The organism is Jeotgalibacillus sp. S-D1, assembly GCF_004358665.1.
Classification (GTDB): Bacteria; Bacillota; Bacilli; order Bacillales; family Jeotgalibacillaceae; genus Jeotgalibacillus.
On sequence record NZ_SMZR01000002.1, the window covers coordinates 37,731 to 63,487 of the forward strand.

The window sequence follows — 25,757 nt, forward strand, 5'->3', positions numbered from 1 at the left end:
GTTTATGTAGCGCTTAATCTTCCTGAATCATTTCATCATATTGTTCAGCACTCATCAGCTCGTCCAGCTCGTCAGCATTATCAAGTTCAACAACAACCATCCATGCCTTTTCAAATGGAGATTCATTTACAAATTCAGGGCTATCGCTAAGTTCCTCGTTTACTTCAACTACTTTACCGCTAACTGGTGCATAAAGCTCGGAAACAGTTTTTACTGATTCAACACTGCCAAACGGCTCGTCAGCTTTTAATTCATCGCCAACCTCTGGAAGCTCGACAAATACGATGTCGCCAAGTTCTGATTGAGCGAAAGCAGTAATTCCAATACGAACTTTATTGTCCTCTACTTTTACCCACTCATGTTCTTCAGAATAACGTAACTCTTTAGGTGAACTCATTTTATTCCCTCCACTTTCAATCTGCGTGCTTTTCTACAACTTAATTTTTGCATATTCAATGGCTGAACACAAGTGATGAATCTCTTCTTTTACTGTTTCCAGTTTTCTTCAAACTCAGCTTCTTTAAACCCAACGGTGACTGTTTTTCCATCCGTCGTCAACGGACGTTTAATGAGCATGCCATCCGTCGCTAACAGTTCTATTTTTTCTTCATCTGACATTTCCGCAAGACGGTCTTTTAAGCCAAGCTCCCGGTACTTCATCCCGCTTGTATTAAAAAACTTTTTAATATCTAATCCGCTTTTCTGATAAAAGCTCTGGAGTTCCTCTTTTGAAGGGGGCGATTCGACTAAATGAATTTCTTCATAGGAAACGCCTGCTTCATCGAGCCACTTTTTTGCTTTTCGGCATGTCCCGCATTTTGGATATGTGTAAAACATTATTGTCATCATGGCACCTCACTATCTGTTTTTGACAAGCATAGTTGTATTATAAGGTTAGTAACAGCGATCTTCCACTGTAATAATCAATTGCTTTAACTGCTCGATTGCATCCTCAAATGCAAGAGAATAATAGCGCTGGGTCCCTTGCTGCTCCATTTTTAAAATACCTTGCTCCCTGAGTATTTTTAAATGGTGGGAAATGGCGGGACGGGAGAGCGTTAACTTAGATGTAATTTCATTTACTGTCATGGTATCGTGTTTTGTCAGAAGTAAGATAATATCCTGACGGTACGTGTCGCTTAACGCCTGAAATAATGGAATGCACGCACGTAATTGCTCCATGGCCTGTTCTCCCATTGCTGTCACCTCTATTCATACACCATATTATACTCTTTCTTGCGTTTTCCTTACAATTGAAGCAGCTTTTTTACTGGAAATCAATCGTCCAAAGCGGGCTTGGATGCGATTCATTGCACCTGGAATAATTTCTTCTTTACCCTCTAAAAACTCTTTATATGCCTGTTCCGTCACTGCATCCACTGACATTATTCCTTTTTGGAACAATTTTGATTCCTCAAGTTGAGCAGCATCTTTAAACCCGGTGCTTGTAGGGCCCGGACATAATACCGACACTTGTACGCCAAACTCCCTCCATTCATTAGACAGAGCATGGCTGAAGGATTTTACATACGCTTTGGAAGCATAATACACGCTCATTAAAGGACCGGGGAAGAAAGCTGCCGTAGAAGCTACATTTAAAATTTTACCTTTCCTTTTTTTCACCATGTCGCTTCCGTATAACTTAGTCAGCTCTGTCAACGAGGTAATGTTCAGTTGAATCATTGCTTCTTCTTTTACTCCATCCGTTTTATGAAATTCCCCAAACAATCCCACTCCAGCATTATTGATTAGCGTTTCCACCGTTAAACCGCTTGCCACTACTTCATTGTACAGCTTCACTGCTGAACCTTTTTGAGATAAATCGCTTTGAATGGTTTTAACAGTAACTCCGTATTGTTTTGTCAGTTTGCCGGCTAATTGATTCAGCCGTTCCAAGTTTCTCGCGGTTAAGATCAACTGATGACCATCCTTTGCATATCTGACTGCCAGAGATTCACCAATTCCGCCTGACGCACCTGTAATTAGAACTGTCATATCTTTTCATCCCCTATATAGTTTATATGTTTAAACTTTTAAACGTTTAATCCATTGGAAATATAATAACCGCTTCCGTTAAAAATGTCAAAAAAAAAAACCTGACGGAATTAGCCCGTCAGGCAGGAGTGAAAATCTGTTACACCACAAATTTTTCTGCAGCAATTAATTTACCTGCTGCTTCACGTTTTTTTGGAATTAAATTAACAGGTGTGTAGCGTGTGAACTTCCGAAGAGCTGAAAGCATCATGCGGAGAGTATCTCCGCCTTCTACAGCAATAATCGTTTCTTTTGCATGACCTTCAATTTCATTAAAGGCTTCCTGGCAGAAAATTTGGGTATATAAGACTTTTTGATTATTTTTTTCAAGACCCGTTTTTGCGACCGCTTTTTGCGTACGAAGCAGCGCAGATTCCATCGCATAGGCAAGGGACACGATATCCGCGATATTAACAAGCACCTCTTGCTCTGCTTCTAGTGCTTTTCCATATTTTTGAGCAGCAAGACCGGCAGCAAGTAAGCCAATTTTTTTCGCATTTTTAACAAGGTAAGCTTCTTGTGCCAAAGGCTCATCACTGATTTCCTCCGGCATCATGGTCATCAATTCTTCCTGAAGGGCCTGCGCTTTTTGAAGAAGCGGCAGTTCACCTTTCATCGCTTTACGCAAATAGGTTCCTGGAACAAGCAAACGGTTAATTTCATTTGTCCCTTCAAAGATCCTGTTAATACGTGAGTCCCGGTAGATGCGTTCCACTTCATATTCCTGCATAAAACCATAACCGCCATGCAGCTGTACCGCTTCATCCGCAATATAATCAAGCGTTTCCGTACCGAACACCTTATTTAGGGAGCATTCAATAGCATATTCCGCTATGGAATTCGCCACTTCTTTTCCATTTTTAATTTCTTCATCCGATAACTGGCTCATTCTGTCTTCAAAAAGACCAACTGTTCGATACACAGAACTTTCCATTGCATACAACCTTGAGCCCATTGTCGCCAGCTTTTCTTTTGTTAAATTAAAGGAGGAGATAGGCGTTTTAAATTGATGGCGCTCATTCGTATACTTCACCGCAAGCTCCAAGGCGCGCTTAGAGCCTCCCACTGTACCAACACCAAGCTTGTAGCGGCCAATATTTAAAATATTAAACGCGATAATATGTCCTTTACCTGCTTCACCAAGCAAATTTTCGACAGGAACCTCTGCATCAGACAGAATCAATGTTCGCGTGGAAGAACTCTTAATGCCCATCTTCTTTTCTTCTGCTCCAACTGATACGCCAGGGAAGTCTCTTTGCACGATGAAAGTAGAGAACTGTTCGCCATTTATTTTTGCATAGACGACAAATACATCAGCAAAACCGGCATTGGTGATCCACTGTTTTTCACCATTTAGAACATAGTGTGTTCCCGCTTCATTAAGCTTTGCAACCGTTTTGGCTCCCAGTGCATCGGAACCAGAACCCGGCTCAGTCAAAGCGTAAGCAGCAATCTTTTCACCAGTAGCGAGTGCTGGCAGGTACTTTTGTTTTTGCTCTTCATTGCCAAAAAGGACGATCGGCAGTGAACCGATTCCTACATGAGCACCGTGTGTAATCGAGAATCCGCCCGCTCTTGACATTTTTTCTGCAATTAAGGCAGAACTCACTTTATCCAGTCCAAGACCGCCATATTCCTCCGGCACATCGGCTCCAAGCAATCCCAGCTCTCCAGCTGATTTCAATAGGGCAACTGACCGGTCAAATTCATGATTTTCAATATGTTCCACATGCGGAATAACTTCGTTGATCACATAATCCTCTGTCGTTTTTGCAATCATTTTCTGCTCATCTGTATAATCCTCCGGTGTAAAAACACGCTCCGCTTCAATATCCTCTATTAAAAAGCTTCCGCCTTTAATCATTTCCTTTGTTTCGTTCGTCATGAATAATTCCTCCCTTTTCCCCTTTGGTGTGAAATTAATTGATCATCTCAAAAACGCCTGCTGCTCCCATTCCCCCGCCAATACACATCGTCACTACACCAAATTGCTGCTGTCTTCTTTTAAGTTCATGCAATAAAGAGAGTGTTAATTTCGCTCCTGTACAGCCAAGCGGATGGCCCAGCGCAATTGCACCTCCATTGACATTAACAATCTCCTCGTTTAATCCCAGCTGGCGTATAACCTGAATTGCTTGAGATGCAAAAGCCTCATTTAATTCAAATAAATCAATGTCTGAAAGGGATAAGCCTGCAAGCTTTAGCGCTTTTGGAACTGCCTCAACCGGTCCAACCCCCATTATTTCCGGCGGAACGCCGCCAACTGCAAAGGATCGGAACTTAGCAATCGGTTTTAACCCTAATGACTCTGCTTTTTCACGGTCCATTACCATAACCGCTGCTGCACCATCGCTTGTTTGAGAAGCATTGCCTGCTGTAACGGTGCCTGTTTGTGAAAAGGCCGGACGAAGTTTGCTTAGTGATTCAACAGTGGAATTTGCCCGCACTCCCTCATCCTGAGAAAATGTCACCGTATGCTCCTGAAGCTGCTGCCTGGCATCCAGGCTGCGAAGCGTTACTTCAACCGGAACAATTTCATCGGTAAATTTCCCCTCCGCTAGCGCCTTAGCTGCCTTCTGATGGCTTCTTACAGCAAAAGCATCCTGATCTTCGCGGGTAATGCCATACTTTTTCGCGACCTCTTCTGCTGTATGGCCCATACTCATATAATATTCCGGCATTTCTTCAGCGAGACGAATATTCGGCCGGACAGTATGACCCATCATCGGTACCAGACTCATTGATTCAGCCCCGCCGGCGATAACGGTGCTGGCATGGCCAAGCATGATTCGCTCTGCTCCGTATGCAATGGTTTGAAGCCCTGATGAACAATACCGGTTAACTGTAATGGCAGGCACAGTGTGGGAAAGTCCTGCCAATGCACCGATGTTTCTTGCCATATTCATCCCCTGTTCTGCTTCCGGCATCGCACATCCAATAATCAAATCATCGATTTCACCATCATAATTTCCTGCCCGCACTAATGTTTCCCGGACAGCCAGTGCACCCAGATCATCAGGACGCACACTTGCCAATGTTCCCTTTTTAGCTTTTCCAACCGGTGTTCTTGCACCGGCAACGATTACTGCCTCACGCATTGTGCTCCCCCTTTTAAATAGTTGTTTGCAACCATCAGTTGCGCAGCGGTTTTCCTTTAACAAGCATATGCTGCATTCTCATTTGAGACTTAGGTTCCTGGATTAAGCTCAGGAAGGCCTCTCTCTCAAGCTTAAGCAGATATTCTTCGTCCACTTCGGTTCCAAAAGGCACCTTGCCTCCAGCTATCACGTAAGCTAGCTTTTTAGCAATCTTTAAATCATGATCAGAAATAAATCCTGAATGATACATCGACTGCGCCCCTAATAGCAATGTCGCATACCCGGTTTCACCTACAACCGGAACTTTCCGTTTAATTGGAGCCGCATAATTTTCAGCCAGGTGTAACACGGTTTGCTTGGCATCATAAATTAAATGATCGCCATTGGCGCTAATACCATCTGCCTGCGTTAAGAAGTGATTGTCTCTGGCTTCCGCTCCTGACGTCGATACTTTAGCCATTGCAATTGTCTCAAACACCTTATTTGCCACTTTTTGCAAATCAAAGTCCACGCCTTTTGGCAAACTGTTGTAGAAGTTTAAGTACAGCTCTTTATTTCCTCCACCGCCTGGAATTAAGCCTACTCCCACTTCAACCAGACCCATATACGTTTCCGGGGAAGCCTGGATATAATCAGCTGGCAGGCACACTTCGGCACCTCCGCCAAGGGTCATACCAAAAGGAGCGGCAACGACCGGGAAGGAACTGTATTTCAAGCGCATCATCGCCTGCTGGAACTGTTTTACGACCATTTCAATTTCAAAAACATTATCATCCTGCGCTTCCATTAAAATCATGGCAAGATTGGCACCGACACAAAAGTTTTTTCCCTGGTTTCCAATTACCAGGCCTTTATAGTTTTTGGATACTTCCTCCACAGCAAAATTCACCATTTGTATAATATCCATGCCAATCGCATTGCTTGGGGAGTGGAATTCAAGCAATGCTACTCCATCACCTAAATCAATTAAACTTGCTCCCGTATTTTTCTTAATGACGCCATTTTTCTTTTTCCAGCGCTTTAAATTAATGGACTTCTCGTTTTCTTCAACCAGCTGATAGGTTCCATTGTGATAAACATATAAGTCTCCGTCTTCTTCTTTATAAAAAGTCTTATGACCGCTTTCCAGCATTTGTTCAACCCACGCCGGAATAGTGGCACCATCTTCTTTCAGTTTTGCAGCAGCGCGTTCAACCCCTATGGCATCCCATGTTTCAAACGGGCCCATCTCCCAGCCAAATCCCCACTTCATCGCTTTGTCAATCGATGTAATATCGTCTGCAATTTCACCATGAAGCTGAGCAGAGTATAGAAGCGTTGGAGACAAAATGGACCATAGCAGTTCACCGGCACGGTCTTTCGAATAAATAAGCGCTTTCATTTTATTTGCAAGTCCTTTTTCCTGCTTCGCCATATCAATAGATGGTGCACGTAATTTGCTTCGTTCCTGGTATTCGAGAGTGGAAGGATTAATTTCTGCAATCTGTTTTCCATCTTTGCGGAAAAAACCCTGTCCGGATTTGCTTCCCAGCCAGCCTTTGTCACGCATTTGAAGCATAAATTCAGGAACATCAAAAACCGCTTTCTCTTCTCCATCAACCTGATCATATACATTTTTTGCGACATGAATAAACGTATCGAGCCCCACCACATCCAATGTGCGGAACGTTGCACTTTTTGGGCGTCCAATCAGGGGTCCTGTCACAGAGTCCACTTCCCCGACCGTGTAGTTCCGCTTCAGCATCTCCTGCACCGTTACCAACAAGCCATAGGTTCCGATCCGGTTAGCAATAAAATTAGGTGTATCCTTAGCAAGGACGACCCCCTTGCCAAGAACATTTTCTCCAAATTCTTTCATAAATGTAAGAAGATCAGGATCTGTATGCTGGGTTGGAATAACCTCCAGAAGCTTAAGGTACCGAGGCGGATTAAAAAAATGCGTGCCTAGAAAATGCTTTTTAAAATCCTCAGATCGTCCTTCAACCATTGCTTCTATGGAAATACCCGATGTATTTGAACTGATAACACTTCCCGCTTTACGGTGCTTTTCTACTTGTTCAAAAACCTTTTTCTTCACGTCCAGATTTTCAACGACCACTTCAATGATCCAGTCCGCTTCGCTTAAACGGGAAAGATCGTCCTCAAGATTTCCAGCCTCAATCAGCATCGCATGATCTTTGGCAGATAGAGGTGCCGGCTTTTGCTTAAAAAGTTTGCTGATGGCACTTTCACTCATGCGGTTGCGTACCGCCCGGTCGTTTAATGTTAACCCCTTTGCCTGTTCCTGTTCTGTCAGTGAGTTTGGAACGATATCAAGAAGCAATGAGGGAATACCAATATTCGCTAAGTGAGCTGCAATTCCTGATCCCATTACACCAGATCCTATAACTGCCGCTTTCTGAATGTGTCTGACCAAACCAGATTCCTCCTTAAAACATAATAAATGAATGAGACTGCTCAGTTGTCGATTTTTGAATGAACACTCATTCATTTTTCAGATAAAAAAATATACGTCACTCTTTACTCTTTTATGATAATTGATTTTCCATCATTTCGCAATAAGAGAAACCTAAATTTTCAAAAAATAACCGGCTGACACGATCAGCCGATCATTCCCCTGCTCACTATCGATTAATAATGCCTTTTGCCACAAACGCCACATTCGCGGGTCTCTCAGCAAGTCTGCGCATAAAGTAGCCGTACCAGTCAGTTCCAAATGGCATATACACACGCATTTTGTAGCCTTCTTTATGAAGTTCACGCTGGCGCTCTTCTCTGATGCCATAAAGCATTTGAAATTCAAATTGCTCATTGGATATATTATGTTCTTTCACCAGCTCTTTTGTATAATTAATAATCGCATCATCATGTGTTGCAATCGCTGTATAATTTCCATTAAGTAAATGCAGCTTAATAATGTCCCTGAAGTTTTGATCCACCTGCTGCTTTTCAGGAAACGCGACTTCAGAGGATTCTTTATATGCTCCTTTTACCAGGCGTAAGTTGGGAGAATAATCGTTAAGCGATTTGATATCGCCTTCTGTACGATATAGATATGCCTGAATTACTGTCCCGATGTTATCATATTCCGATTTCAGCTGTTTGAATACATCAAGTGTAGGCTGACAGCGTTCGTAATCCTCCATATCAATCGTGACAAAAACGTTATTTTCGACAGCAGCGTCCATAATTCTCCGCATGTTTTCCAAAACAACTTCCTTCGATAAATCAAGCCCCATTGATGTCAGCTTAAGAGACAGCTGTGAATCAAGTTTATGAGAACCGATTGCCTGAACGGCCTCAATGCAAAGGGCAGTCATCTCGCCGGCCTCTTTTTCGTTATCCACAAATTCCCCAAGACAGTCAAGTGTGACGCAAAGACCCTCTTTGTTTAATAGCTGAATCGACTGCACTGCCTGTTCGACGGTTTCACCCGCTACAAATCGTGCAGCGCCAAAACGCAGACCGTATTGTTTAGCCACCTTTGTCATTGGCTTGTTTTTAGAAAGGAACAAAAAGAAATCACGCATCACTCGTTCCATGATGTTAAACCCCCTGAATCTAAAAGTCATCCTGCAAGCGTTCTCTATTTTTTGAAAATAAAAAATCGTTGCACGAATCTACCTTATTCTATCATTAGTGAAAAGATTTGAATATAATATCCCGCGTATATTTTAAAACGTTTTGGAGAACGTAATAGTGACTATTAAAGGAGGTCCAATACTTATGCAAAATCAATCTATCTCAACAAAAGATTCACTTTACATTGAAGATATCCTGGCTTGGAATTTACTTGCTGCCAAAAAAATTCATTTTGCAGCTACCAACTGCCAAACCCCTGAAGTAAAAGCAGCGATGGAAAAAGCGTGCCAAATGCATACGAAGCACTACGAAACAATCAGCAATTACCTATCTTCAGCATCTGCTACTCAATCAGCAGGACAAATGCAATAACGACTAAGGAGGAAAACATTATGCAGCAATCTACGACTCAAACAAGCGGAGGCATGCAGACCCCTGCGATGATGACCGAACAGGACTGGGCGACAGATGTTCTTATTCTAGAAAAACATTTAGGCGTAAGTTATGCCACTGCATTAAATGAGGCAAGCACTCAGCCGTTATTCGATATCCTGTCAACCATTTGTAAAGAAACACAATCTCAGCAGCATTCACTATATGAAGTCATGAAACAGCAGGGCTGGTATAACCCGACGCCGGAGGCACCTGCAACTCTTCAGCAAAATGCTCAAAAAGCCAAAAGCGATAGTTCCAAGCTTCCAGTTCATTAAAATTAGCAAATATTATAAAAAAAGAGCCGGCGAGCAGCCGGCTTTTCTTATTGAAAATTTTATTCATTCGTATCCTTAGCTTTCAATTCTTTATTTTTCTTTTGAATATCAAGCACTACTTTCTTCATTTCTTCTTTTCCCTCAGGGTAAAGTGAATTCCAGTGTTTTGCGAGAGCAGGCATTTGTTTGGCAATATGATTGTAAAGAATCCACTGCGTAACCTTTTCAACCGATTCCTCCGACCCGTCACCTATGAGCAGTTCTGAATATTTATCAACCATCGCTTTCAGCTGATCACTCAATTCCTTCGTTTCCATCTAGCTCTCCACCTCTCTTTACACCTTATATTGAAACATGACCCTATCACAAAAAATGTATACACTTAAAAAAGGCGATAAAAATAAAAACCGCCTACTTCAGACGGTTTTACTGAATTATTGACCTGCTGCTGCGGCAACATTGGTCTGCTGGACAATGCATCGTCCTTTGCCGTGAGGAATGCAGAGCGGAGTCCCGAAAAGGGGATCTGTAGTAACCTGGCAATGCATTTCAAATACATGTCTGACCATGTCACAGCTGATGACTTCTTCCGGTTTTCCTTGTTTGTAAACCGTGCGGTCTTTTACAGCAATAAGGTTATGAGCATACCGGCAGGCCAGATTTAAGTCATGCAGCACCATTACAATCGTACGGTTTTCCTGTTCATTTAATTCAAAAAGCAAATCTAAAATCTCTATTTGATGCGTCATATCCAAGTATGTTGTCGGCTCATCAAGCAAAATGATATCTGTGTCCTGTGCAAGCGTCATGGCAATCCATGCCCGCTGGCGCTGTCCCCCGGACAATTCATCTACAAAACGATCCTGAAGCTCTTCCATGCGGGTTGCTTTAAGCGCACGCTGTACGCTCTCTTCATCATCTTTGGACCATTGCTGAAGGAAGCCCTGATATGGATATCTGCCCTGTTTTACCAGCTGAAGGACGGTTAATCCTTCAGGTGCTGTCGGAGACTGAGGTAAAATAGCCATTTCCTGCGCTACTTTGCGAGTGGAATAACGGTTAATTTCCTTACCATTCAGCATAACTTCCCCATTTTGGGGTTTCAGCAAACGAGCCATCGAACGAAGCAATGTTGATTTTCCACAGCCATTCCCGCCAATTAAAACAGAAATTTCCCCTTTTGGAATTGACAGGTCTAATTCTTCTATAATAATGGAATCTCCATATCCGAGCGTTAACGTATTAGTCTTAAGCATACCCTGAAATTCTCCTTTGTCTCTCCTCAAAAGCAGCAGCTTTCATCGGATGTTCCTTCGCAAATCGGACGACTGGTTACGGTTTGTTTTCTATTTTTAGTCTAGAGTACAAACAGTCATCCGTCAATGAATTTGAGAATCATTATCAGCAGTTTTTTGAAAGTGTCACATTTTTGTGATGAAGACACGGACATCTAACCGACTGCACAGCTTTAGATCCTGCAGAATTTAACAGCCATGTTTACTAAAGACAACTTCAAAAAACAATTCATGTTTTTTGCGCTTTTTCATTAAAACGATTATGATCAATTAATGGGAGGGATGAACATGCAGGGAATAAAAAATAAAGAAACGTTTAATGAATTAGTACAGGGCAGTGAGCCGGTGATTGTTAAGTTTACAGCAGACTGGTGTCCAGACTGCCGCAGAATGGATATGTTTATTGATGAAATTATTGCAGACAATAATCAGTACAAATGGTATGAACTCAATAAAGATGAGCTCCCTGAGATTGCAGAAAATCATGATGTAATGGGAATACCCAGCCTGCTTATCTTTCAGGACGGACAAAAAAAGGCACATCTTCACTCCGCAAATGCCAAATCTCCTGAGCAAGTGACAGCATTTTTAGAAGAACAAAAGTAAACGGCCCAAGCGGCCGTTTTTAATTATAAACCTCTGTTAAACTCGGTTGATAATAGATTTTTCATTACCTTTTATACGAGCATAACGTTATTATTGAACGTGAATGGAGTGAGATAAGTTGAAAACGAGAACAATTAAAATTAATGATGAAGTCATGTCAGCTTCTGTCATAGCTTTTGATAAAGATGGAACACTTTTTCAAGCTGAACCTTTTTGGCTGGCGCTGAATGAGGAAAGGAAAAAGCGGTTCATAAAAATAGCCGGTCCTGAGCATAGCGGGACATGGGATCAGATGATGGGTGTGGAAGGAGATACGGTTGACCATCATGGGTTATTGGCCATTGCCGGAGAGCAGGAAGAAAAAATTGCGATTACCGCTCTTTTATACCAGCTAACCAAAAATCCATGGGTTACCAGCCTTGCACTGGCAACAAAATTACTTGAGGAAAGCAACGCTGCCTTAGATATAAAAAAGGCATTTCATCCAATGCCTGGCGCTGTTGAACTGCTTGAAGCACTTAAAGAGGCAGGTTATGTAATCGGGATCGTGACTTCCGATCAGCACGACCGCACTGTTGAATGCTTGAAGCTTTTGGGCTTTCAGCATAAAGTTGATTTTATCGTTACCCCGGCTGATGTTAAAAACGGCAAGCCATCACCTGATATGCTGCAAAAAGTCTGCCGAAACTTTACCATACCACCGGGTGAGCTGCTTATGATCGGCGATAGCATCGTTGATTCCATGATGGCAAGATCCGCCGGCTGTAAAAGTGTTTCGGTTCATGAACATGAAGACATGCGAAAAACGTTAAATGATACATCCGATTACCTCATTCCTTCTTTATCAAAAATTAAAGTGGATTGGGATTAACCATACCTCAAGGCTGGGACAAATGTGTCTCAGCCTTTTCTATCCGGTTCACTGCACTTCAGACGGACGCTTTCCGCAGGGACTTCGATTGAGCCTCATCAGGCTTTGCCTTGCGTGGTCTTAAGCCTCGTCAAATCCTGCAGGAGTCGCCGCTTCCGCTCCGTTCACCTCATCTTTGCTATTAAAATTCACATAACTTTCCGAGTTATGTCCCAGCCTCTTTAAAAATCCATTTTTAAGTCAATAATAATCGTTACTACCTCAGATAATGGGAATGACTTGAGTAAGAAGTAGAAGTTCTGCGCTGAGGTGTAGAACTCTGGTGTTGAAGTGTAGAACTACCAAATTGAGATGTAGAACTCTTAAGCTAAGCTGTAGAACCTTTCGAAACTCTCCAAAATTGCGGACAAAGTGAAGGCTTTAGTTCGCTGGCTGAGGATTTGCCAGAACAAGTTTGTGTTAGATGCAGAACCCTCGAATGAAGCTTCTCCCCCCTTCCTCTTCGCCCATCTCATAGCAGCTGATTATCCTGCATTTATAAAAATCTGCGTTCCCAACACATACAAAAACATTAATTCTTGACACAACTGTCGAAAACCGCAAGAATAAGACTGAACGAACTCATATTATGTGTTTGATACAAAGGAAAAATCGACTTGCTTTTGCATAGCGGCATCGTGTCGAAAGCAGGCTAAATGATTAAGGGAGGCTGTATAATGTTTAAATGGATTTTGAAGCGAACAAAGATATTTATGGTGTTATTTGTTTTATGTATAGTAGTTGGAGTTATGGTCTTTTTACAATTGCCCCAACGGGAAATTCCAGAGACGGCTATTAATATTACTTCTGTCTCAACAGTCTACCCCGGAGCCACACCTGATATTGTGGAACGGACAGTAACCAATCCTATAGAAAAAAATCTGGCTTCTGTTGAAGGAATCGAAGAAATTTCTTCATCGTCAGCAGCGGGGTTTTCATCCGTTATCGTCGCGGTTGAAGACGGTGCTAATATGGAAGAAGTTACATCCTCTATCCAGCAGCAGGTATCAGACGCTGCTTCTTCATTTCCAGATGAAGTAATTGCACCGGCCGTAAAAGAAGCTGAAGGCAATTTTCCGATTGTATCTTATATGCTTACAAGTGACAGCCCGGAAGCATTTGAAGATCTTGAACCGCTCATGCAGACATGGGATGAGGAAATCTCGGCGATCCCCGGTGTCTCAAGCACGACAGTCAAAGGTGTTCAGCCAACCGAAATCATCCTTACAATTGATTCAGAAGAATTAGGCCAAAACGGACTTGCAGTGCCTGATGTATTAACAGCATTTGAAAATGAATTCAATTCCGTCCCTCTTGGAAAACAAGAGAGTGAAGGAACCATTTATCAGCTTCAGATTGAATCCTACGAAGAAGTTGAAGAAATGGAAAACGTGGTTGTTGGCCAATCCCCTGAAGGAGAGCCTGTAACCATATCTGAGGTTGGAACAGTTGAGCTGGCTCCAAAAAAAACGGAGGACTTAATCACCTATGAAGGTGCTCCCGCTGTTTCTTTTACTGCTTATTTGGATGAGGGACAGGATATTCCAAGCGTAGATGAAGCGGTAGTATCTAAAATGAAAGAACTGGAAGATACACTGCCTGACTCAATTGAGCTTGTTCCTTATTATTCTCAGGCAAATTTGGTAAATGATATTTTTGATGGACTCTATCTTTCACTGGCTATCGCTGTGCTGGCCGTAATTGTTACAAGTGCTCTTGGCTTAACAATTGGCGGAGCAATTGTTGTCGCTATCGCGGTGCCGCTCTCTGTATTGATCGGAATTATTCCTCTGCCTTTTGCAGAAGTAGATCTAAATCAGATTTCCGTTATCGGTGTAATCATTGCACTGGGTATTCTCGTTGATGACTCGATTGTGGTAAATGATAATATTCAACGAAGATTTAAACTTGGTGACAAACCCTTAGCGGGAGTAATCACTGGAGTAAAAGAAGTGTGGGTCTCCATTATCACCTCTTCTTTAGCGATTGTTTTTACATTTTTACCTCTTGTCTTTTTATCAGGAGGAAATGGGGCATTTATTCGGGCGCTGCCTACGGTATTAATTACAACGATCCTTGCTTCTACGATCGTGGCTCTGTTATTTGTTCCGATGATGCGTTTCAGCTTTTATAAAGCATCAAATAAAAAAATATCAAATTCTCCAGGTCTTCTTGGGAAACCGTTAAATTGGATCGCTGATTTTTACGCTGATAAAATTCTTGTTAAAACATCTAAAAAACCTTTTTGGACTGCTTTAATCGGTTTGGTTATTACGACCGCTTTATTTGGACTGGTCGTGCTGACGCCATTTGAATTTTTCCCGGCTGCAGATCGTGAAGAAGTCACGGTTGACGTCACACTGCCTATTGGCACACCGCTTGAAGAAACACAGTCTACGCTGGAAGAGATTGAATCAACTCTTCAGCAGGATGAAGGTGTATCAGAAACTTCCATTTTTGCCGGCACCGGGCTGCCGAATTTATTTAACAGCTCACTTGATACAACCGGGGACTACACAGGTCAGATTGTTGCACGGGTTGACCGTGAAAACCAGACCGCACAAGGACTCATCGATGAGTGGACTGAAGACCTCAGAGCTCAATATCCAGATGCTATTATTTTCATGGAAACAATCCAGCAGGGGCCGCCGGCAGGAGCACCCGTAACCGTAACTGTTACAGGACCGGAATTAACCCAGTTAATTTCACTTCGCGACACTGTGATGGATGAGATTGATGCATTGGGCGTCGATCTGGTGCTTGATAACATCGGGGAAGAAGAGCCGACGATTTCTTATGTGCCTGATCGTGACGCATTAAATGAGAATGGTCTGACGATTCAGGAAGTCAGCCAGCAAATTCGATTAATCACAGAAGGAATTCCAATGGCAAGCTTTGATGACGGAGTAACCGAACGTGATATGAAGCTTCTTGTCGATCCGGTCGATCAGGGTGAGGAGATTGATCTGGCTGAAATTGAACTGCCGGCGCAAACTCAAACCGAAGGTCCTCCTTCTCTCGTTTCGCTGGATGAATTAGTAACTGCTGAAGAAACAACCCAGCTTCAACGAATTCCTCATGAGGACGGAGAGCGTGCCATTACGATTCGCGCATTCCCTGGGGAAGTGGAAGATCTTGAAGCAAAAGTAACGGATATTGTTGAAACAGTCCGCGGCGATCTGACAGACAGTGATTACAGCCTTACAATCGGCGGAGAAAATGAAGCTCAAGATGATTTCTTCTCAGAAATAATTATTTTGTTCACCATAGTCATTTTCTTAGTATATGTATTGATTGCCTTCCAATTTAACTCTTTGTCACTGCCTTTATTAGTGCTCGTGGCTGTCTATTTGGCAATTGCAGGAGCAATTCTCGGACTCTTTGTTACCCAAACGCCAATCAGTTTCTTAGCTGTGATGGGGATGGTCTCCCTAACCGGAATCGTCGTTCGAAATTCAGTTGTGCTGATTGACTTTATCGAACAGGGTCTCCGTGATGGCATGAAAGTAAAAGACGCAGTAATTGAATCCGGCCGAGTGCGAATCCGGCCAATCCTGCTTACTGCCTTTACTTCTATTGTGGCATTAATTCCAGTAGCTGTGAGCGGTGATGCTCTGTTCACACCTCTGGCTGTAACGATTATTTCAGGCATTCTGTTCTCTACTTTACTGACACTCGTTATTGTGCCAATGCTTTACATCGTGTTTTTGAAATTCAGAAGACGCGGCAAAGAATTAAAAAGATCTGGACAATTTTAGTCGTTCAGAAACGCTATAACCCAATTTAAAATAGCTGTACCGGTCCATTTCTGCACTTGTCGCTCGCGGAATGGGCCGGTACTTTTTTTACTTTTTCTTTTCAAATTACTACTAAACGGTTTAAACTAATATTTCTTTAATCCCCTTCCAATAAAAAGTATTATTTAAGTTATCAACACACCATTGATAATGGCCATCCTCGCAATTAGGAGAATAAAAATTGGCAGAAATAAAGCTGTAGATTAGAACATAAAAATACAATTTTTTTCTGACGCTTTCACCTAAAGTTGAAATAATAATGTTTAGATACCTCTCCTTTATATTTGCATTTAGCTCATTATACATATCAAAACATACCCACCCGATTGCAATATCAAATAAGTTGTCACCATACATTGTCATTAATCCAAAATCAATTAACCCTGTAATCTTTCCGCTATCATTAACCATTACATTTCCGGGAAAAAAGTCTCCATGAATTAGAGAATACTCACCCTCGTAACCCATTGAGAGGATTTCAATTAATTGATTTACTTTTGCATCGTAATGAACCACATCATTTTTAAAATAAGATTCCAGTTCGTTTTGTTTCTTAAAAATTATTTCTTTTAATAAATCATACCAGTTGTTTAATTTTGGTAAATAAATCTGATTATCATTAAATAAAGTGAAACCTTCAAGAGCAGATGTTACTTCAACCGATTTCAATTCAATAGCTGCATAAAGATAGGTTTCCATCATTTTATTTTGTTGCTGATCATTTATTTCTGAAAACATGCATTGCAGATTACGGCCATTGATTCGTTTTTCAATCGTTACTAACATGCCACTTTCTTCAAAGGCATCGTAAATATAAGGAAGCTCGTAGTTTAAAGGGTTTGATTGAACAGCAGAATAGAATGCCTTTAGATTTTGTTGCTTATCGGCATCGGACATAGCGTTATACAACTTCAAAACTTTATCATCGTCATAAATATAAACCTCTGCTTCCATACCCGAACCTAAAAAATCTGATTCAGTAATATTAAATTTATCCAATATTATTGATTTCGCTTTATTTGTCATCAGACACCTCTAAAAATTCGTATTTGCTAAAAAAAAATCAACAGTTCCTTTGATCTAACTCTAACCATTGTAACAATAAATACCGTTCGCAGTTCTTATGATATAGAATATGATTTATAATTAACCTTAAAAAAGAAGTCCAATTCATAGGAGAACTGGACTTCTTTTTTGTAAACTTATTCTTTTATTTTACCATTGAACCAAATCACTAAAATGATCCTGCTCTACTTGTCAATTACTGATCTGTGCATGTTCTGACTCTTTGCCATCAACCGAAACCGATGTCACGGAATATGAGCCGGCGTCATTATCCACAGTTATGCTTTTTCGCTCAAAGTAACTGATACTGTCAATCAGATCTTTTGATCCGTCTTCAAGCTCCTCATATACTCTGTACCCAACAACTTCCAGGTCACGAACTGCGTGCCAGGAAAGCTGTGTGCCCGATATTTCAACATTTTCAGGTGGAGTGGGAGTGTACTCCAACTCTTCCGGTTCATCTTCAACCAGCTCTGTATAAACTACTAATCGATCGGGATACTCCCCGGAATCACGGTTAAATGATCCAGTGCAGGTGATTAGATTTAAATTACGTGAATCGGACGTCCCAAAGATCTTTTCTATAGGTGCTTCATCAGTTGCATAGGACTCCAATGAAGTTACTGCAAAAGTCAGCTCTTCCCCTTTTTCTCCCGTAACGATTATTTCATCACCTTCTTGTAAATCACGCAGATTGAAAAAGATAGCCGGCCCCTCATAGCTGTCCACATGACCGGCAAGCACCGCATTGCCAATTTGGCCTGGCTTAACACCGGGCTCGAACCACCCTATTTCATTTACATTTTCAGGAACTTCCATCGCTCCATCATCGAGCAGGCCGACGTTGATAATATCAGCATTAATGTCTAATGAAGGAATCGTCAGTGCAACGGGAGTTAAAGGCTCAACATCCGGCTCTTGAACCACAGCAAGCTCTTCGAATTTTTTCTGATCCCGCTCTAATATTGGAAACTCTTCGTCTGTGTTTTTTGCTATTTTTTCAGTGAGAGAACCCAGCTTTTCATCCCCCTGTGACTGGCTGTTTTCCTCTGTACTCTTTGGCTCAGGTTGGGCCTTAAAGTTTTCGTTCGCAAGGATTACTCCATAACTGATAAGGAAAACGGTTAATGCCAATCCTATGGTTATTGATATTTTTTTCATCAACTTTCTCACCTCACCCATTTAAAAGTATTGTTTAATTAGGACAGTTTTAATCTTCTATAAAAAGAAAACGTCAAAGGAGCACATTTAGATCAGTTTTTCTAATCTTTTTCATATTTTTATTTTAGCAGCTGTTCATCTCTTCCGCTTTTTTATTATTAAAAAGGTAACAGAATACAATCATGCTTCCTTTGCCAGTTCCTTTCCTCTATAATTATTTATACCGCATATAAAAGGAGTCGAGTAAAAAATGAGCGAACAAAAGAAAGTGAGCCTTCAGGATCTGGTAAAACAGCAGCTGGCAAATAAGAAAAATCAAGCGCAATCAAATGCCAAAAACCCTGGAAACTCAAACGAAAAAAAAATGAAGAGCCAGCAGGCAAAAAAAGTAGCGAATACGAGAAGAAAAGCCGGAGGTTCTTAAGGACTAAGGGTAAAGCAAAAAACACACAGCCGGCAATCGGCTGTGTGTTTTGTTTTTATCTGTTTCGTCCTCTTTTGCCCTGTGCAGGTTTAGGTGATGTGTGGCCGCCTTTATATCTCTGCTGTCTTTTAATATTTTTTTCAATTTTGTCCTCACGGCGTTCCTTTGCACTCATGGAATCTTTGTTGGAAGTAGTCTCTTCTCCAGTTGGGTGTCTGTCAAAATCAGCCGGATTAACCTGGACCGTTTTTCTGGGGATTTCATATTGAATTCCCTGCTCGATATCCCTCATTAGGTCTTTGTCTTTTGGCGCTGCCAATGTATAAGCAACACCCGTTTCTCCCGCTCTTCCTGTTCGTCCGATTCGATGGATATAGCCTTCTACATCTTCTGGTACATCGTAATTAAATACATGGGTAATTCCTTCAACATCAATTCCCCGTGAAGCAACATCAGTTGCCACAAGCAGCTGAAGCTTGGCTGTTCTAAACTGCTTCATGACATTTTCCCGTTTGGACTGAGACAGGTCGCCATGTAATTCACCAACCAGATAGCCGCGGGATTTCAGATCGCCATATAATTTGCTGACTTTACGGATTGTTCGGCAAAAGATAATGCCTAAAAATGGTCTTACCTCATCCACCGTTTTACATAAAGCCCCCAGCTTCTCCCGATCGGATACTTCAATGACAAAATGCTCAATTTCTTCAACCATGCTCGCTTGATCGCGAATTTGTACAGTCTCTGGAGAAGTCATATGTCTTTTCGCCAATTTACGGATATCCTTGGACAGGGTAGCTGAGAACAATCCAATTTGCTTGCCGCCGCCCGTTTGTTCAATGATATGTTCAACTTCTTCTAAAAAACCAAACTGAAACATCTGGTCCGCTTCATCAATGACGATGTTTGAGACTGTTGAAAGATCAATCGTTTCTCTTCTCATATGATCGAGAAGCCTGCCCGGTGTGGCAACGGCGATCTGAACCCCGCGTGATAAGCGTTTAATTTGCTTATCTAAGTCCTGTCCTCCATATATCGACAGTACGGATGGCTCCGTTTCACTAATCTGCAATTTCTTGAGCTCGTCTGTCACTTGAATCGCTAATTCTCTTGTTGGCGTTAAAATCAATGCCTGAAGGGTTTGTTGTTGGCTGTCTATCTTTTGCATCATTGGCAGCAGATAAGAGAGTGTTTTGCCTGTCCCTGTTTTTGCCTGGACTAATACATCCTTGCTTTGTAGTAAAAGCGGAATCGCTTTTTCTTGTACGGGAGTTGGTGTTAAAATCATTTGTTCCTCTAATTTATTTGCTAATTCTTTTGAAATCCCTAAGGATAAAAATTCTTTCATGTGTTTCACCTCTTTTTTTATTATACCTCTATTTAACTGGAACTTCGCTCTTCGTTTGTTGAAGTCTCACTTAAGATTCACATAATCATCTGCTATACTAGTTTAATAATGCTATTGAAGGAGATCCCCATGAACATAATGATCACAGGCGCCACAGGTTTTGTTGGCACAAAATTAATGAAATCCCTGCTCAATGAAGGGCATACGCTCTATCCTATCATACGCAGCGAGAAAAAAATAAACCAATTCCTTGCAAACATTTCAGAAGAGGAATCTTCCCGTGTACACCCTATTGCCGGGGACATTACTCAGCATGAACTTGGCCTTGCAACCGCAACACAAATTGAACTGACAAATCGTATTGATATTCTTTATCATACAGCTGCCTTTTTATCATTTAATCCTGCTGATAGAGATAAAACTTTTTTTGTTAACGTAGAAGGAACCAGACATGCAATCAGCCTTGCCAAAAAATTGAGCATTCCTTCCTTTTACCACGTGAGTACTGCATACACTCTTGGAATGGATACTTATAGTGAAGAAACCTTGCATTCCACTGATCGGGAATTTGTAAATGACTATGAGGAGAGCAAATGCTTAGCAGAACATCTTGTTTGGGAACAAAGACATGAATTTAACATTAGTATTTTCAGACCTGCCATCATTGTCGGCGATTCCAACACAGGCGAAGCCGACACTACCTTTGCACTATATGGCTTATTAAAAGCTGTGGGATTAATTAAGAAGCTTGCCGACCGGGGCAGAATTAGTGCAGATGAAACCATTCATCTATTAAGTAATGGAGAAGCGTCAAATAATGTGGTGCCTGTTAATTATGTTGTTGATGTTTTAACAGCCGCTGTTGCTCATGCTGAAGCCAGTACCATTTACCATATCGCCAACAATGAAGCGCCTTCTAATAAAAAAGTGGTCGAATGGATAAAAGAAATCAGTGGAGTAGATCAGCTAGAGATTGTGGAAGATTCGAGCCGATTAACAAAAAAAGACGAAGTAATTAATGAACCCATGAGCGTGTTTCATTCCTACCTGACGCGGACTGTCATCTTTGAAGATTCGAATACAAAAAAATTGCTCTTTAAAGCAGGCAAGCAGCCGATTAATCTAACCCACGTCCGCTACCGCATGCTTATTGAAACCTACTTTACTAAATGATTCAAAGAAGGACGAGCTTCCCGCATGGAGAAGCTCGTTTTTAAAAATCGAAAGAAAATTTATTTTTTTTTTCAAAAAACTATTTCGTAAATCTAATGGTAATTATTTAGGTGGAAAAGGGTTTAAAAAGGCATAAATACAGGATTTTACTTAGATAGTCTATGGAAATTATCGTGCAATAATTTGCATGGTTTTAAGTAAAATTTACTAATCATTGCTATAACAGGATTTTGAAAGCGATTTACTCCCTATAATCTCCTATTTACTTCAAGTTGAACCTTGTGTATATTATTTAATATTCAGATAATTCAAACGAAGAGGTGGTAGGAATGCAGGGAATCATTGATTCAGTTAATAATTTTCTTTGGACGTACATTTTGATTGGCGCTTTACTAGGTGCTGGGCTTTACTTTACGATTACTACCCGATTTGTACAGTTTCGTTATGTGAAGGAAATGTTCAGGGTACTGGGCGACAAGTCGGTGGTCGTTGATGGAATGAAAAGCATTAGTTCTTTTAAATCTTTTTCTATCGGAGCAGCAACAAGAATTGGTACAGGAAATTTAGCCGGGGTAGCCGTTGCGATTGTGATAGGCGGTCCTGGTGCAGTGTTTTGGATGTGGGTTGTGGCACTATTGGGGGGTGCGACAAGCTTTATTGAGAGCACGCTCGCTCAAATTTACAAAGTTCGTGATGGACAGGCTTACCGCGGCGGACCGGCCTATTATATTGAAAAAGGGCTGAATAAACGCTGGCTGGGCATCATCTTTGCGGTTTTAATTGCCGTAACCTTCGGCTTGATCTTTAACTCTGTTCAAAGCAATACGATTTCATTGGCATTTGAAAGTGCTTTTGGCATTGATCGTCTGGTTGTAGGCGGAGTTGTTACATTATTAACCGGTTTAATTATATTTGGCGGGGTTCACCGTATTGCAAACTTCTCAAGCATCATTGTTCCAGTAATGGCTCTTCTATATGTTGGGATTGCAATTGTTGTTATCGCATTGAATTTTTCTGAAATCCCGGCAGTATTCGGCTTGATCGTAAGCAATGCATTTGGCTTTGAAGAAGCGCTTGGCGGCGGTATTGGTGCAGCAATTATGCAAGGTGTCCGTAGAGGATTATTCTCGAATGAAGCCGGTATGGGTAGTGCTCCGAATGCTGCGGCTACAGCCAATGTAAGCCACCCTGCGAAACAGGGTTTTATCCAGACGCTTGGTGTTTATGTTGATACGCTGATTGTGTGTTCGGCGACAGCCTTTATTATCCTGGTTAATACAGATTACCAGGCTTCAGGATTGGAAGGCATTCAGCTGTTACAAAGCTCTTTAGCTCTTCAAATCGGTGACTGGGCCGGAATTTTTGTAGCAGCAGCAATCTTTATGTTTGCCTTTAGCTCGATTATCGGAAGCTATTATTACGGCGAAACGAATATCGAATTTATTAAGAAAAGCAAAATTTCTTTAAATATCTACCGTTTCCTGACAATGGGCCTTGTTATGTTTGGATCATATGCAGGACTGGGACTTGTTTGGGCACTGGCAGATGTGTTTATGGCGTTGATGACTATCATTAATATCATTGGAATTGTTCTTTTAGGTAAGATTGCCATTATAGCGCTTAAGGATTACGAACGGCAGCGTGGTCTAGGTCTGGATCCAACCTTCAGCCCTGGCAAGCTAGGCATCAAAAATACAGAGTGCTGGGACGAAATCCGAAAAGAACACGATAAAGTATCTTAATTTAATAACGAAAAAACCGCCAAGCTGCCGTCTGAACAGTTTGGCGGTTTTTGATATTAGATGTTGCAGGAGCCATCGCTGCAGTTGTCATTCTGGCTGCTGTCATCCTTGCTGCCAGTATAGATAAGCGGGGCTGAGTTTTGCTCTTCCCAAACTTTGTGCAAAACTTCGGCAAATACCTCAGGCGGCTGAGCACCGGATACGGCATATTTGCCGCCAAATACAAAGAATGGAACACCTGTTACACCAATTTGTGATGCTTCATTAATATCCCGCTCTACACTGCTGTTATAATCCTCAGCACCGAGAACGCGTTCTGCTTCTGCAGGGTCCAGCCCCGCTTCTTCAGCCAGCTGGATTAATGTCTGATGTTCCCCAATGTGTCGGGATTCAGTAAAGTAAGCTTTCAAAAGCAGCTCCGTCATCTCACCCATTTTCCCCTGCTCTGCGGCATAATGAGTTAACCGGTGAGCATCCCGCGTATTCGTGCGCTTCATTTTATCAAAATCGTAGTCAAGACCTACTTCTTTCGCTTGCTGAGCAACGCCCCTGGTCATTTCCTTTGCACGATCAATGGACATGCCATATTTGCCTGCCAGAGTTTCGTACATATCCTTCGAAGCATCAAGCGGTGCAGCTGGATCTAATTCAAAGCTTTTGTATACTATCTCGACCTGATCTTTATGCTCAAAGGCAGCTAACGCATTTTCAAATTTTCTTTTTCCTATATAACAAAACGGACAAACATAATCCGACCAGACTTGTACCTTCATTTTCATCTCTCCTAAATAGAATAATACCTTGTACTTAGTATATAACCACAGGTTTAGGGATAACTCGAGAAATTTGCCTGTCTTTTCTTTTCACTTCTATGCCGCTTCTGCTCTGTAATCATTATTTAATAGATAATCCCTTCATTTAATATTTGCAATAAAAAACTGACCTCTCAATGAGCTTGAGAGGTCAGCATCCATCCGCTTATTCTAAATCAAGATCTGTAACGGCCCCTTTTGATGAGGACGAAACAAGGTGAGCATATTTTGCCAGTACACCATTTCTGTGCTTGGCTGCTGGTTTTACCCATGCCTTTGCCCGCTGTTCAAGCTCTTCTTCCGATATGGCAAAGTTGATTTCCTGCGTATCACTGTCAATTGTAACAATGTCCCCTTCTTTCAATAGACCAATAGGACCGCCTGTATGAGCTTCCGGTGATACATGGCCAATTACAAATCCATGTGATCCGCCTGAAAAGCGTCCATCCGTCATCAGTGCTACCTTTCCGCCTAATCCGCGGCCCACAATCATTGCAGTAATCGACAGCATTTCGGGCATACCAGGACCGCCCTTTGGACCAACATGGCGAATCACCAGTACGTCGCCTTCTTTAATTAAATTATCTTCAATTGCTTTTGTTGCCTCCGCCTCGCTGTCATAGACACGTGCCGGACCTTCAAAACGGCTGATTTTTTGTCCGGACATTTTAGCCACAGCGCCATCTGGTGCAAGATTTCCCCGAAGTACCACCAAAGGCCCATTAGGTTTAAATGGTTCGTCAAATGGACGGATAACCGACTGCCCCTCTTTTAATGAAGAAACTTCAGCTAGATTCTCAGCTACTGTTTTCCCAGTCACTGTCAGGCAGTCTCCATGAAGCAAACCATGTTCATGCAATAATTTCATTACTGCCGGCACACCGCCAACTTCAAATAAATCCTGCATGACATATTTCCCGCTAGGCTTTAGATCAGCTAAATGAGGTGTGTTTTGGCGAACCCGCTCAAAATCATCCAATGATAAATCTACCCCAGCTGAATGGGCCATCGCAAGCAGATGCAAGATGGCATTGGTAGAACCGCCAAGAACCATCACAACCGTTATGGCATTTTCAAATGCTTCTTTCGTCATAATATCCCGAGGATAAATTTCTTTTTCAAGCAGCTTAACAACCAGTTCACCCGCTTGGCGGCATTCTGATTCTTTATAATCATTCACTGCAGGAGTGGAAGAAGAACCCGGGATACTCATGCCAAGCGCTTCAACAGCGGCTGCCATTGTATTCGCTGTGTACATCCCGCCGCATGCTCCGGCACCTGGACAGGCATGGCATTCTACTTTATACAGCTGCTCATCATCGATGATACCTTCCTGATATTGTCCCACTGCTTCAAATGAAGACACGATATCAATGTCTTTTCCATTCAGCTTTCCTGGCTGAATCGTTCCTCCATACACATACACAGAAGGAATGTTCATGCGGGCGATTGCCATCACACATGCCGGTGTCGTTTTATCGCACCCGCCTATTGCGACAATGCCGTCCAGCCGCTCTGCATTAGCGACAGTCTCTATGGAGTCTGCAATGACTTCACGGCTTGGAAGAGAATAAAACATGCCCTCATGCCCCATAGCGATACCATCTGAAACCGTAATTGTGTTAAAAATCATTGGAGCCCCGCCGCCGTCTTTTGCTCCGGCTTTTGCTTTTTGGGCTAATTGATCAATATGTATATTGCATGGGGTCACTTCGCTCCATGTACTGGCGACTCCAATCATCGGCTTCTTAAAATCCTCATCCTTAAAACCGACTGCGCGAAGCATGGACCGGTTCGGTACCCGATTCACACCTTCACTGATCACTTTGCTGCGAATACGCAAATCTTTCTTGCTTTCCATCGCCCTCATCCTTTCAACACTTCTATTGTCAGACGATTTAGGTAAATCGAGACTGTGTATTTCATATAATACTAACTTCTGACATCATTCGCAATAAATATTCTGAATATATGGATATTAGAATAATTTAAAGCGTTTA

Annotated in this window: 23 protein-coding genes; 8 read left to right on the top strand and 15 right to left on the bottom strand. The window is 41.9% G+C overall.

The features are described 5' to 3' along the window. Positions 1 to 13: 13 nt before the first annotated feature. The 8 genes from gcvH to E2R51_RS07330 all read right to left on the bottom strand — a co-directional run bounded on the left by gcvH (position 14) and on the right by E2R51_RS07330 (position 8,674). Positions 14 to 397, bottom strand: a complete 384-nt coding sequence (gcvH, locus tag E2R51_RS07295; protein ID WP_133376406.1) for a glycine cleavage system protein GcvH — start codon at positions 395 to 397, stop codon at positions 14 to 16. Positions 398 to 486: 89 nt separating this feature from the next. Continuing rightward, positions 487 to 846 (bottom strand): arsenate reductase family protein, encoded by a 360-nt coding sequence (locus E2R51_RS07300; RefSeq protein WP_133376407.1) that lies wholly within the window; start codon positions 844 to 846, stop codon positions 487 to 489. A gap of 48 nt (positions 847 to 894) precedes the next feature. Then, positions 895 to 1,197, bottom strand: coding sequence for an ArsR/SmtB family transcription factor (locus E2R51_RS07305; protein ID WP_133376408.1), 303 nt, complete (start codon positions 1,195 to 1,197; stop codon positions 895 to 897). 27 nt (positions 1,198 to 1,224) lie between these two features. Then, positions 1,225 to 1,995: an SDR family NAD(P)-dependent oxidoreductase gene (locus E2R51_RS07310; protein WP_133376409.1), complete on the bottom strand. Its 771-nt coding sequence runs from the start codon at positions 1,993 to 1,995 to the stop codon at positions 1,225 to 1,227. 139 nt (positions 1,996 to 2,134) lie between these two features. Then, a complete protein-coding gene (locus E2R51_RS07315; RefSeq protein WP_133376410.1) occupies positions 2,135 to 3,919 on the bottom strand; it encodes an acyl-CoA dehydrogenase family protein in 1,785 nt (594 codons plus the stop codon). A gap of 34 nt (positions 3,920 to 3,953) precedes the next feature. Next, positions 3,954 to 5,132, bottom strand: a complete 1,179-nt coding sequence (locus tag E2R51_RS07320; protein ID WP_133376411.1) for an acetyl-CoA C-acetyltransferase — start codon at positions 5,130 to 5,132, stop codon at positions 3,954 to 3,956. 34 nt (positions 5,133 to 5,166) lie between these two features. Then, on the bottom strand, positions 5,167 to 7,548 hold the full coding sequence (locus tag E2R51_RS07325) for a 3-hydroxyacyl-CoA dehydrogenase/enoyl-CoA hydratase family protein (protein ID WP_255509742.1): 2,382 nt from the start codon (positions 7,546 to 7,548) through the stop codon (positions 5,167 to 5,169). A gap of 208 nt (positions 7,549 to 7,756) precedes the next feature. Further along, positions 7,757 to 8,674, bottom strand: a complete 918-nt coding sequence (locus E2R51_RS07330; protein WP_133376413.1) for a proline dehydrogenase family protein — start codon at positions 8,672 to 8,674, stop codon at positions 7,757 to 7,759. A 184-nt stretch (positions 8,675 to 8,858) separates the two neighbouring features. Between E2R51_RS07330 and E2R51_RS07335 the strand changes: the two genes are divergently transcribed. Together E2R51_RS07335 and E2R51_RS07340 are read left to right on the top strand one after the other, a co-directional pair. Further along, on the top strand, positions 8,859 to 9,086 hold the full coding sequence (locus E2R51_RS07335; RefSeq protein WP_133376414.1) for a hypothetical protein: 228 nt from the start codon (positions 8,859 to 8,861) through the stop codon (positions 9,084 to 9,086). 20 nt (positions 9,087 to 9,106) lie between these two features. Beyond that, positions 9,107 to 9,424, top strand: a complete 318-nt coding sequence (locus E2R51_RS07340) for a spore coat protein (RefSeq protein WP_133376415.1) — start codon at positions 9,107 to 9,109, stop codon at positions 9,422 to 9,424. 59 nt (positions 9,425 to 9,483) lie between these two features. Here the strand turns inward: E2R51_RS07340 and E2R51_RS07345 are convergent, their stop codons facing one another. Continuing rightward, on the bottom strand, positions 9,484 to 9,741 hold the full coding sequence (locus E2R51_RS07345) for a DUF2573 family protein (protein WP_133376416.1): 258 nt from the start codon (positions 9,739 to 9,741) through the stop codon (positions 9,484 to 9,486). 117 nt (positions 9,742 to 9,858) lie between these two features. Continuing rightward, complete coding sequence (locus E2R51_RS07350; RefSeq protein ID WP_133376417.1) at positions 9,859 to 10,680, bottom strand: ABC transporter ATP-binding protein; 822 nt, start codon at positions 10,678 to 10,680, stop codon at positions 9,859 to 9,861. A 327-nt stretch (positions 10,681 to 11,007) separates the two neighbouring features. Here E2R51_RS07350 and E2R51_RS07355 point away from each other — a divergent pair, with 327 nt between their 5' ends. From E2R51_RS07355 to E2R51_RS07365, 3 genes are all read left to right on the top strand, one after another. Beyond that, on the top strand, positions 11,008 to 11,325 hold the full coding sequence (locus E2R51_RS07355) for a thioredoxin family protein (RefSeq protein ID WP_133376418.1): 318 nt from the start codon (positions 11,008 to 11,010) through the stop codon (positions 11,323 to 11,325). Positions 11,326 to 11,443: 118 nt separating this feature from the next. Next, a complete protein-coding gene (locus tag E2R51_RS07360; protein ID WP_133376419.1) occupies positions 11,444 to 12,196 on the top strand; it encodes an HAD family hydrolase in 753 nt (250 codons plus the stop codon). A gap of 716 nt (positions 12,197 to 12,912) precedes the next feature. Beyond that, entirely contained in the window at positions 12,913 to 15,993 is a 3,081-nt protein-coding gene (locus E2R51_RS07365; protein WP_133376420.1) for an efflux RND transporter permease subunit, read from the top strand. Positions 15,994 to 16,113: 120 nt separating this feature from the next. On the opposite strand, the gene E2R51_RS07370 is transcribed toward E2R51_RS07365, so the two are convergent. Next, a complete protein-coding gene (locus tag E2R51_RS07370) occupies positions 16,114 to 17,058 on the bottom strand; it encodes an aminoglycoside phosphotransferase family protein (protein WP_133376421.1) in 945 nt (314 codons plus the stop codon). Between the two features lie 231 nt (positions 17,059 to 17,289). Next, positions 17,290 to 18,258 (bottom strand): class F sortase, encoded by a 969-nt coding sequence (locus E2R51_RS07375; protein ID WP_165967164.1) that lies wholly within the window; start codon positions 18,256 to 18,258, stop codon positions 17,290 to 17,292. Between the two features lie 250 nt (positions 18,259 to 18,508). Here E2R51_RS07375 and E2R51_RS19765 point away from each other — a divergent pair, with 250 nt between their 5' ends. Next, positions 18,509 to 18,682 (top strand): hypothetical protein, encoded by a 174-nt coding sequence (locus tag E2R51_RS19765; RefSeq protein ID WP_165967165.1) that lies wholly within the window; start codon positions 18,509 to 18,511, stop codon positions 18,680 to 18,682. A 55-nt stretch (positions 18,683 to 18,737) separates the two neighbouring features. Here the strand turns inward: E2R51_RS19765 and E2R51_RS07380 are convergent, their stop codons facing one another. Next, positions 18,738 to 20,030 carry a DEAD/DEAH box helicase gene (locus E2R51_RS07380; protein ID WP_133376423.1) on the bottom strand — a complete coding sequence of 431 codons (1,293 nt, stop codon included), beginning with the start codon at positions 20,028 to 20,030 and terminating at the stop codon, positions 18,738 to 18,740. Between the two features lie 129 nt (positions 20,031 to 20,159). On the opposite strand from E2R51_RS07380, the gene E2R51_RS07385 reads away from it, so the two are divergent. Then, positions 20,160 to 21,203, top strand: coding sequence for an SDR family oxidoreductase (locus tag E2R51_RS07385; RefSeq protein WP_165967166.1), 1,044 nt, complete (start codon positions 20,160 to 20,162; stop codon positions 21,201 to 21,203). A gap of 329 nt (positions 21,204 to 21,532) precedes the next feature. Next, a complete protein-coding gene (locus E2R51_RS07390; RefSeq protein WP_133376425.1) occupies positions 21,533 to 22,945 on the top strand; it encodes an alanine/glycine:cation symporter family protein in 1,413 nt (470 codons plus the stop codon). 56 nt (positions 22,946 to 23,001) lie between these two features. Here the strand turns inward: E2R51_RS07390 and E2R51_RS07395 are convergent, their stop codons facing one another. Both E2R51_RS07395 and ilvD read right to left on the bottom strand, forming a co-directional pair. Next, positions 23,002 to 23,718: a DsbA family oxidoreductase gene (locus tag E2R51_RS07395; protein ID WP_133376426.1), complete on the bottom strand. Its 717-nt coding sequence runs from the start codon at positions 23,716 to 23,718 to the stop codon at positions 23,002 to 23,004. A gap of 205 nt (positions 23,719 to 23,923) precedes the next feature. Then, positions 23,924 to 25,618, bottom strand: a complete 1,695-nt coding sequence (gene ilvD, locus E2R51_RS07400; RefSeq protein ID WP_133376427.1) for a dihydroxy-acid dehydratase — start codon at positions 25,616 to 25,618, stop codon at positions 23,924 to 23,926. Between the last annotated feature and the right edge of the window lie 139 nt (positions 25,619 to 25,757).

Bases quoted from the DNA above. Each gene is read 5' to 3' on its own strand.
- E2R51_RS07365 (WP_133376420.1), top strand. From the start codon at position 12,913: ATGTTTAAATGGATTTTGAAGCGAACAAAGATATTTATGGTGTTATTT.
- E2R51_RS07370 (WP_133376421.1), bottom strand. From the start codon at position 17,058: ATGACAAATAAAGCGAAATCAATAATATTGGATAAATTTAATATTACT.
- E2R51_RS19765 (WP_165967165.1), top strand. From the start codon at position 18,509: ATGAGCGAACAAAAGAAAGTGAGCCTTCAGGATCTGGTAAAACAGCAG.
- E2R51_RS07310 (WP_133376409.1), bottom strand. From the start codon at position 1,995: ATGACAGTTCTAATTACAGGTGCGTCAGGCGGAATTGGTGAATCTCTG.
- E2R51_RS07315 (WP_133376410.1), bottom strand. From the start codon at position 3,919: ATGACGAACGAAACAAAGGAAATGATTAAAGGCGGAAGCTTTTTAATA.
- E2R51_RS07385 (WP_165967166.1), top strand. From the start codon at position 20,160: ATGAACATAATGATCACAGGCGCCACAGGTTTTGTTGGCACAAAATTA.
- E2R51_RS07375 (WP_165967164.1), bottom strand. From the start codon at position 18,258: ATGAAAAAAATATCAATAACCATAGGATTGGCATTAACCGTTTTCCTT.
- E2R51_RS07340 (WP_133376415.1), top strand. From the start codon at position 9,107: ATGCAGCAATCTACGACTCAAACAAGCGGAGGCATGCAGACCCCTGCG.
- E2R51_RS07345 (WP_133376416.1), bottom strand. From the start codon at position 9,741: ATGGAAACGAAGGAATTGAGTGATCAGCTGAAAGCGATGGTTGATAAA.
- E2R51_RS07320 (WP_133376411.1), bottom strand. From the start codon at position 5,132: ATGCGTGAGGCAGTAATCGTTGCCGGTGCAAGAACACCGGTTGGAAAA.
- E2R51_RS07305 (WP_133376408.1), bottom strand. From the start codon at position 1,197: ATGGGAGAACAGGCCATGGAGCAATTACGTGCGTGCATTCCATTATTT.
- ilvD (WP_133376427.1), bottom strand. From the start codon at position 25,618: ATGGAAAGCAAGAAAGATTTGCGTATTCGCAGCAAAGTGATCAGTGAA.
- gcvH (WP_133376406.1), bottom strand. From the start codon at position 397: ATGAGTTCACCTAAAGAGTTACGTTATTCTGAAGAACATGAGTGGGTA.
- E2R51_RS07355 (WP_133376418.1), top strand. From the start codon at position 11,008: ATGCAGGGAATAAAAAATAAAGAAACGTTTAATGAATTAGTACAGGGC.
- E2R51_RS07395 (WP_133376426.1), bottom strand. From the start codon at position 23,718: ATGAAGGTACAAGTCTGGTCGGATTATGTTTGTCCGTTTTGTTATATA.
- E2R51_RS07350 (WP_133376417.1), bottom strand. From the start codon at position 10,680: ATGCTTAAGACTAATACGTTAACGCTCGGATATGGAGATTCCATTATT.
- E2R51_RS07380 (WP_133376423.1), bottom strand. From the start codon at position 20,030: ATGAAAGAATTTTTATCCTTAGGGATTTCAAAAGAATTAGCAAATAAA.
- E2R51_RS07300 (WP_133376407.1), bottom strand. From the start codon at position 846: ATGACAATAATGTTTTACACATATCCAAAATGCGGGACATGCCGAAAA.
- E2R51_RS07335 (WP_133376414.1), top strand. From the start codon at position 8,859: ATGCAAAATCAATCTATCTCAACAAAAGATTCACTTTACATTGAAGAT.
- E2R51_RS07390 (WP_133376425.1), top strand. From the start codon at position 21,533: ATGCAGGGAATCATTGATTCAGTTAATAATTTTCTTTGGACGTACATT.
- E2R51_RS07330 (WP_133376413.1), bottom strand. From the start codon at position 8,674: ATGGAACGAGTGATGCGTGATTTCTTTTTGTTCCTTTCTAAAAACAAG.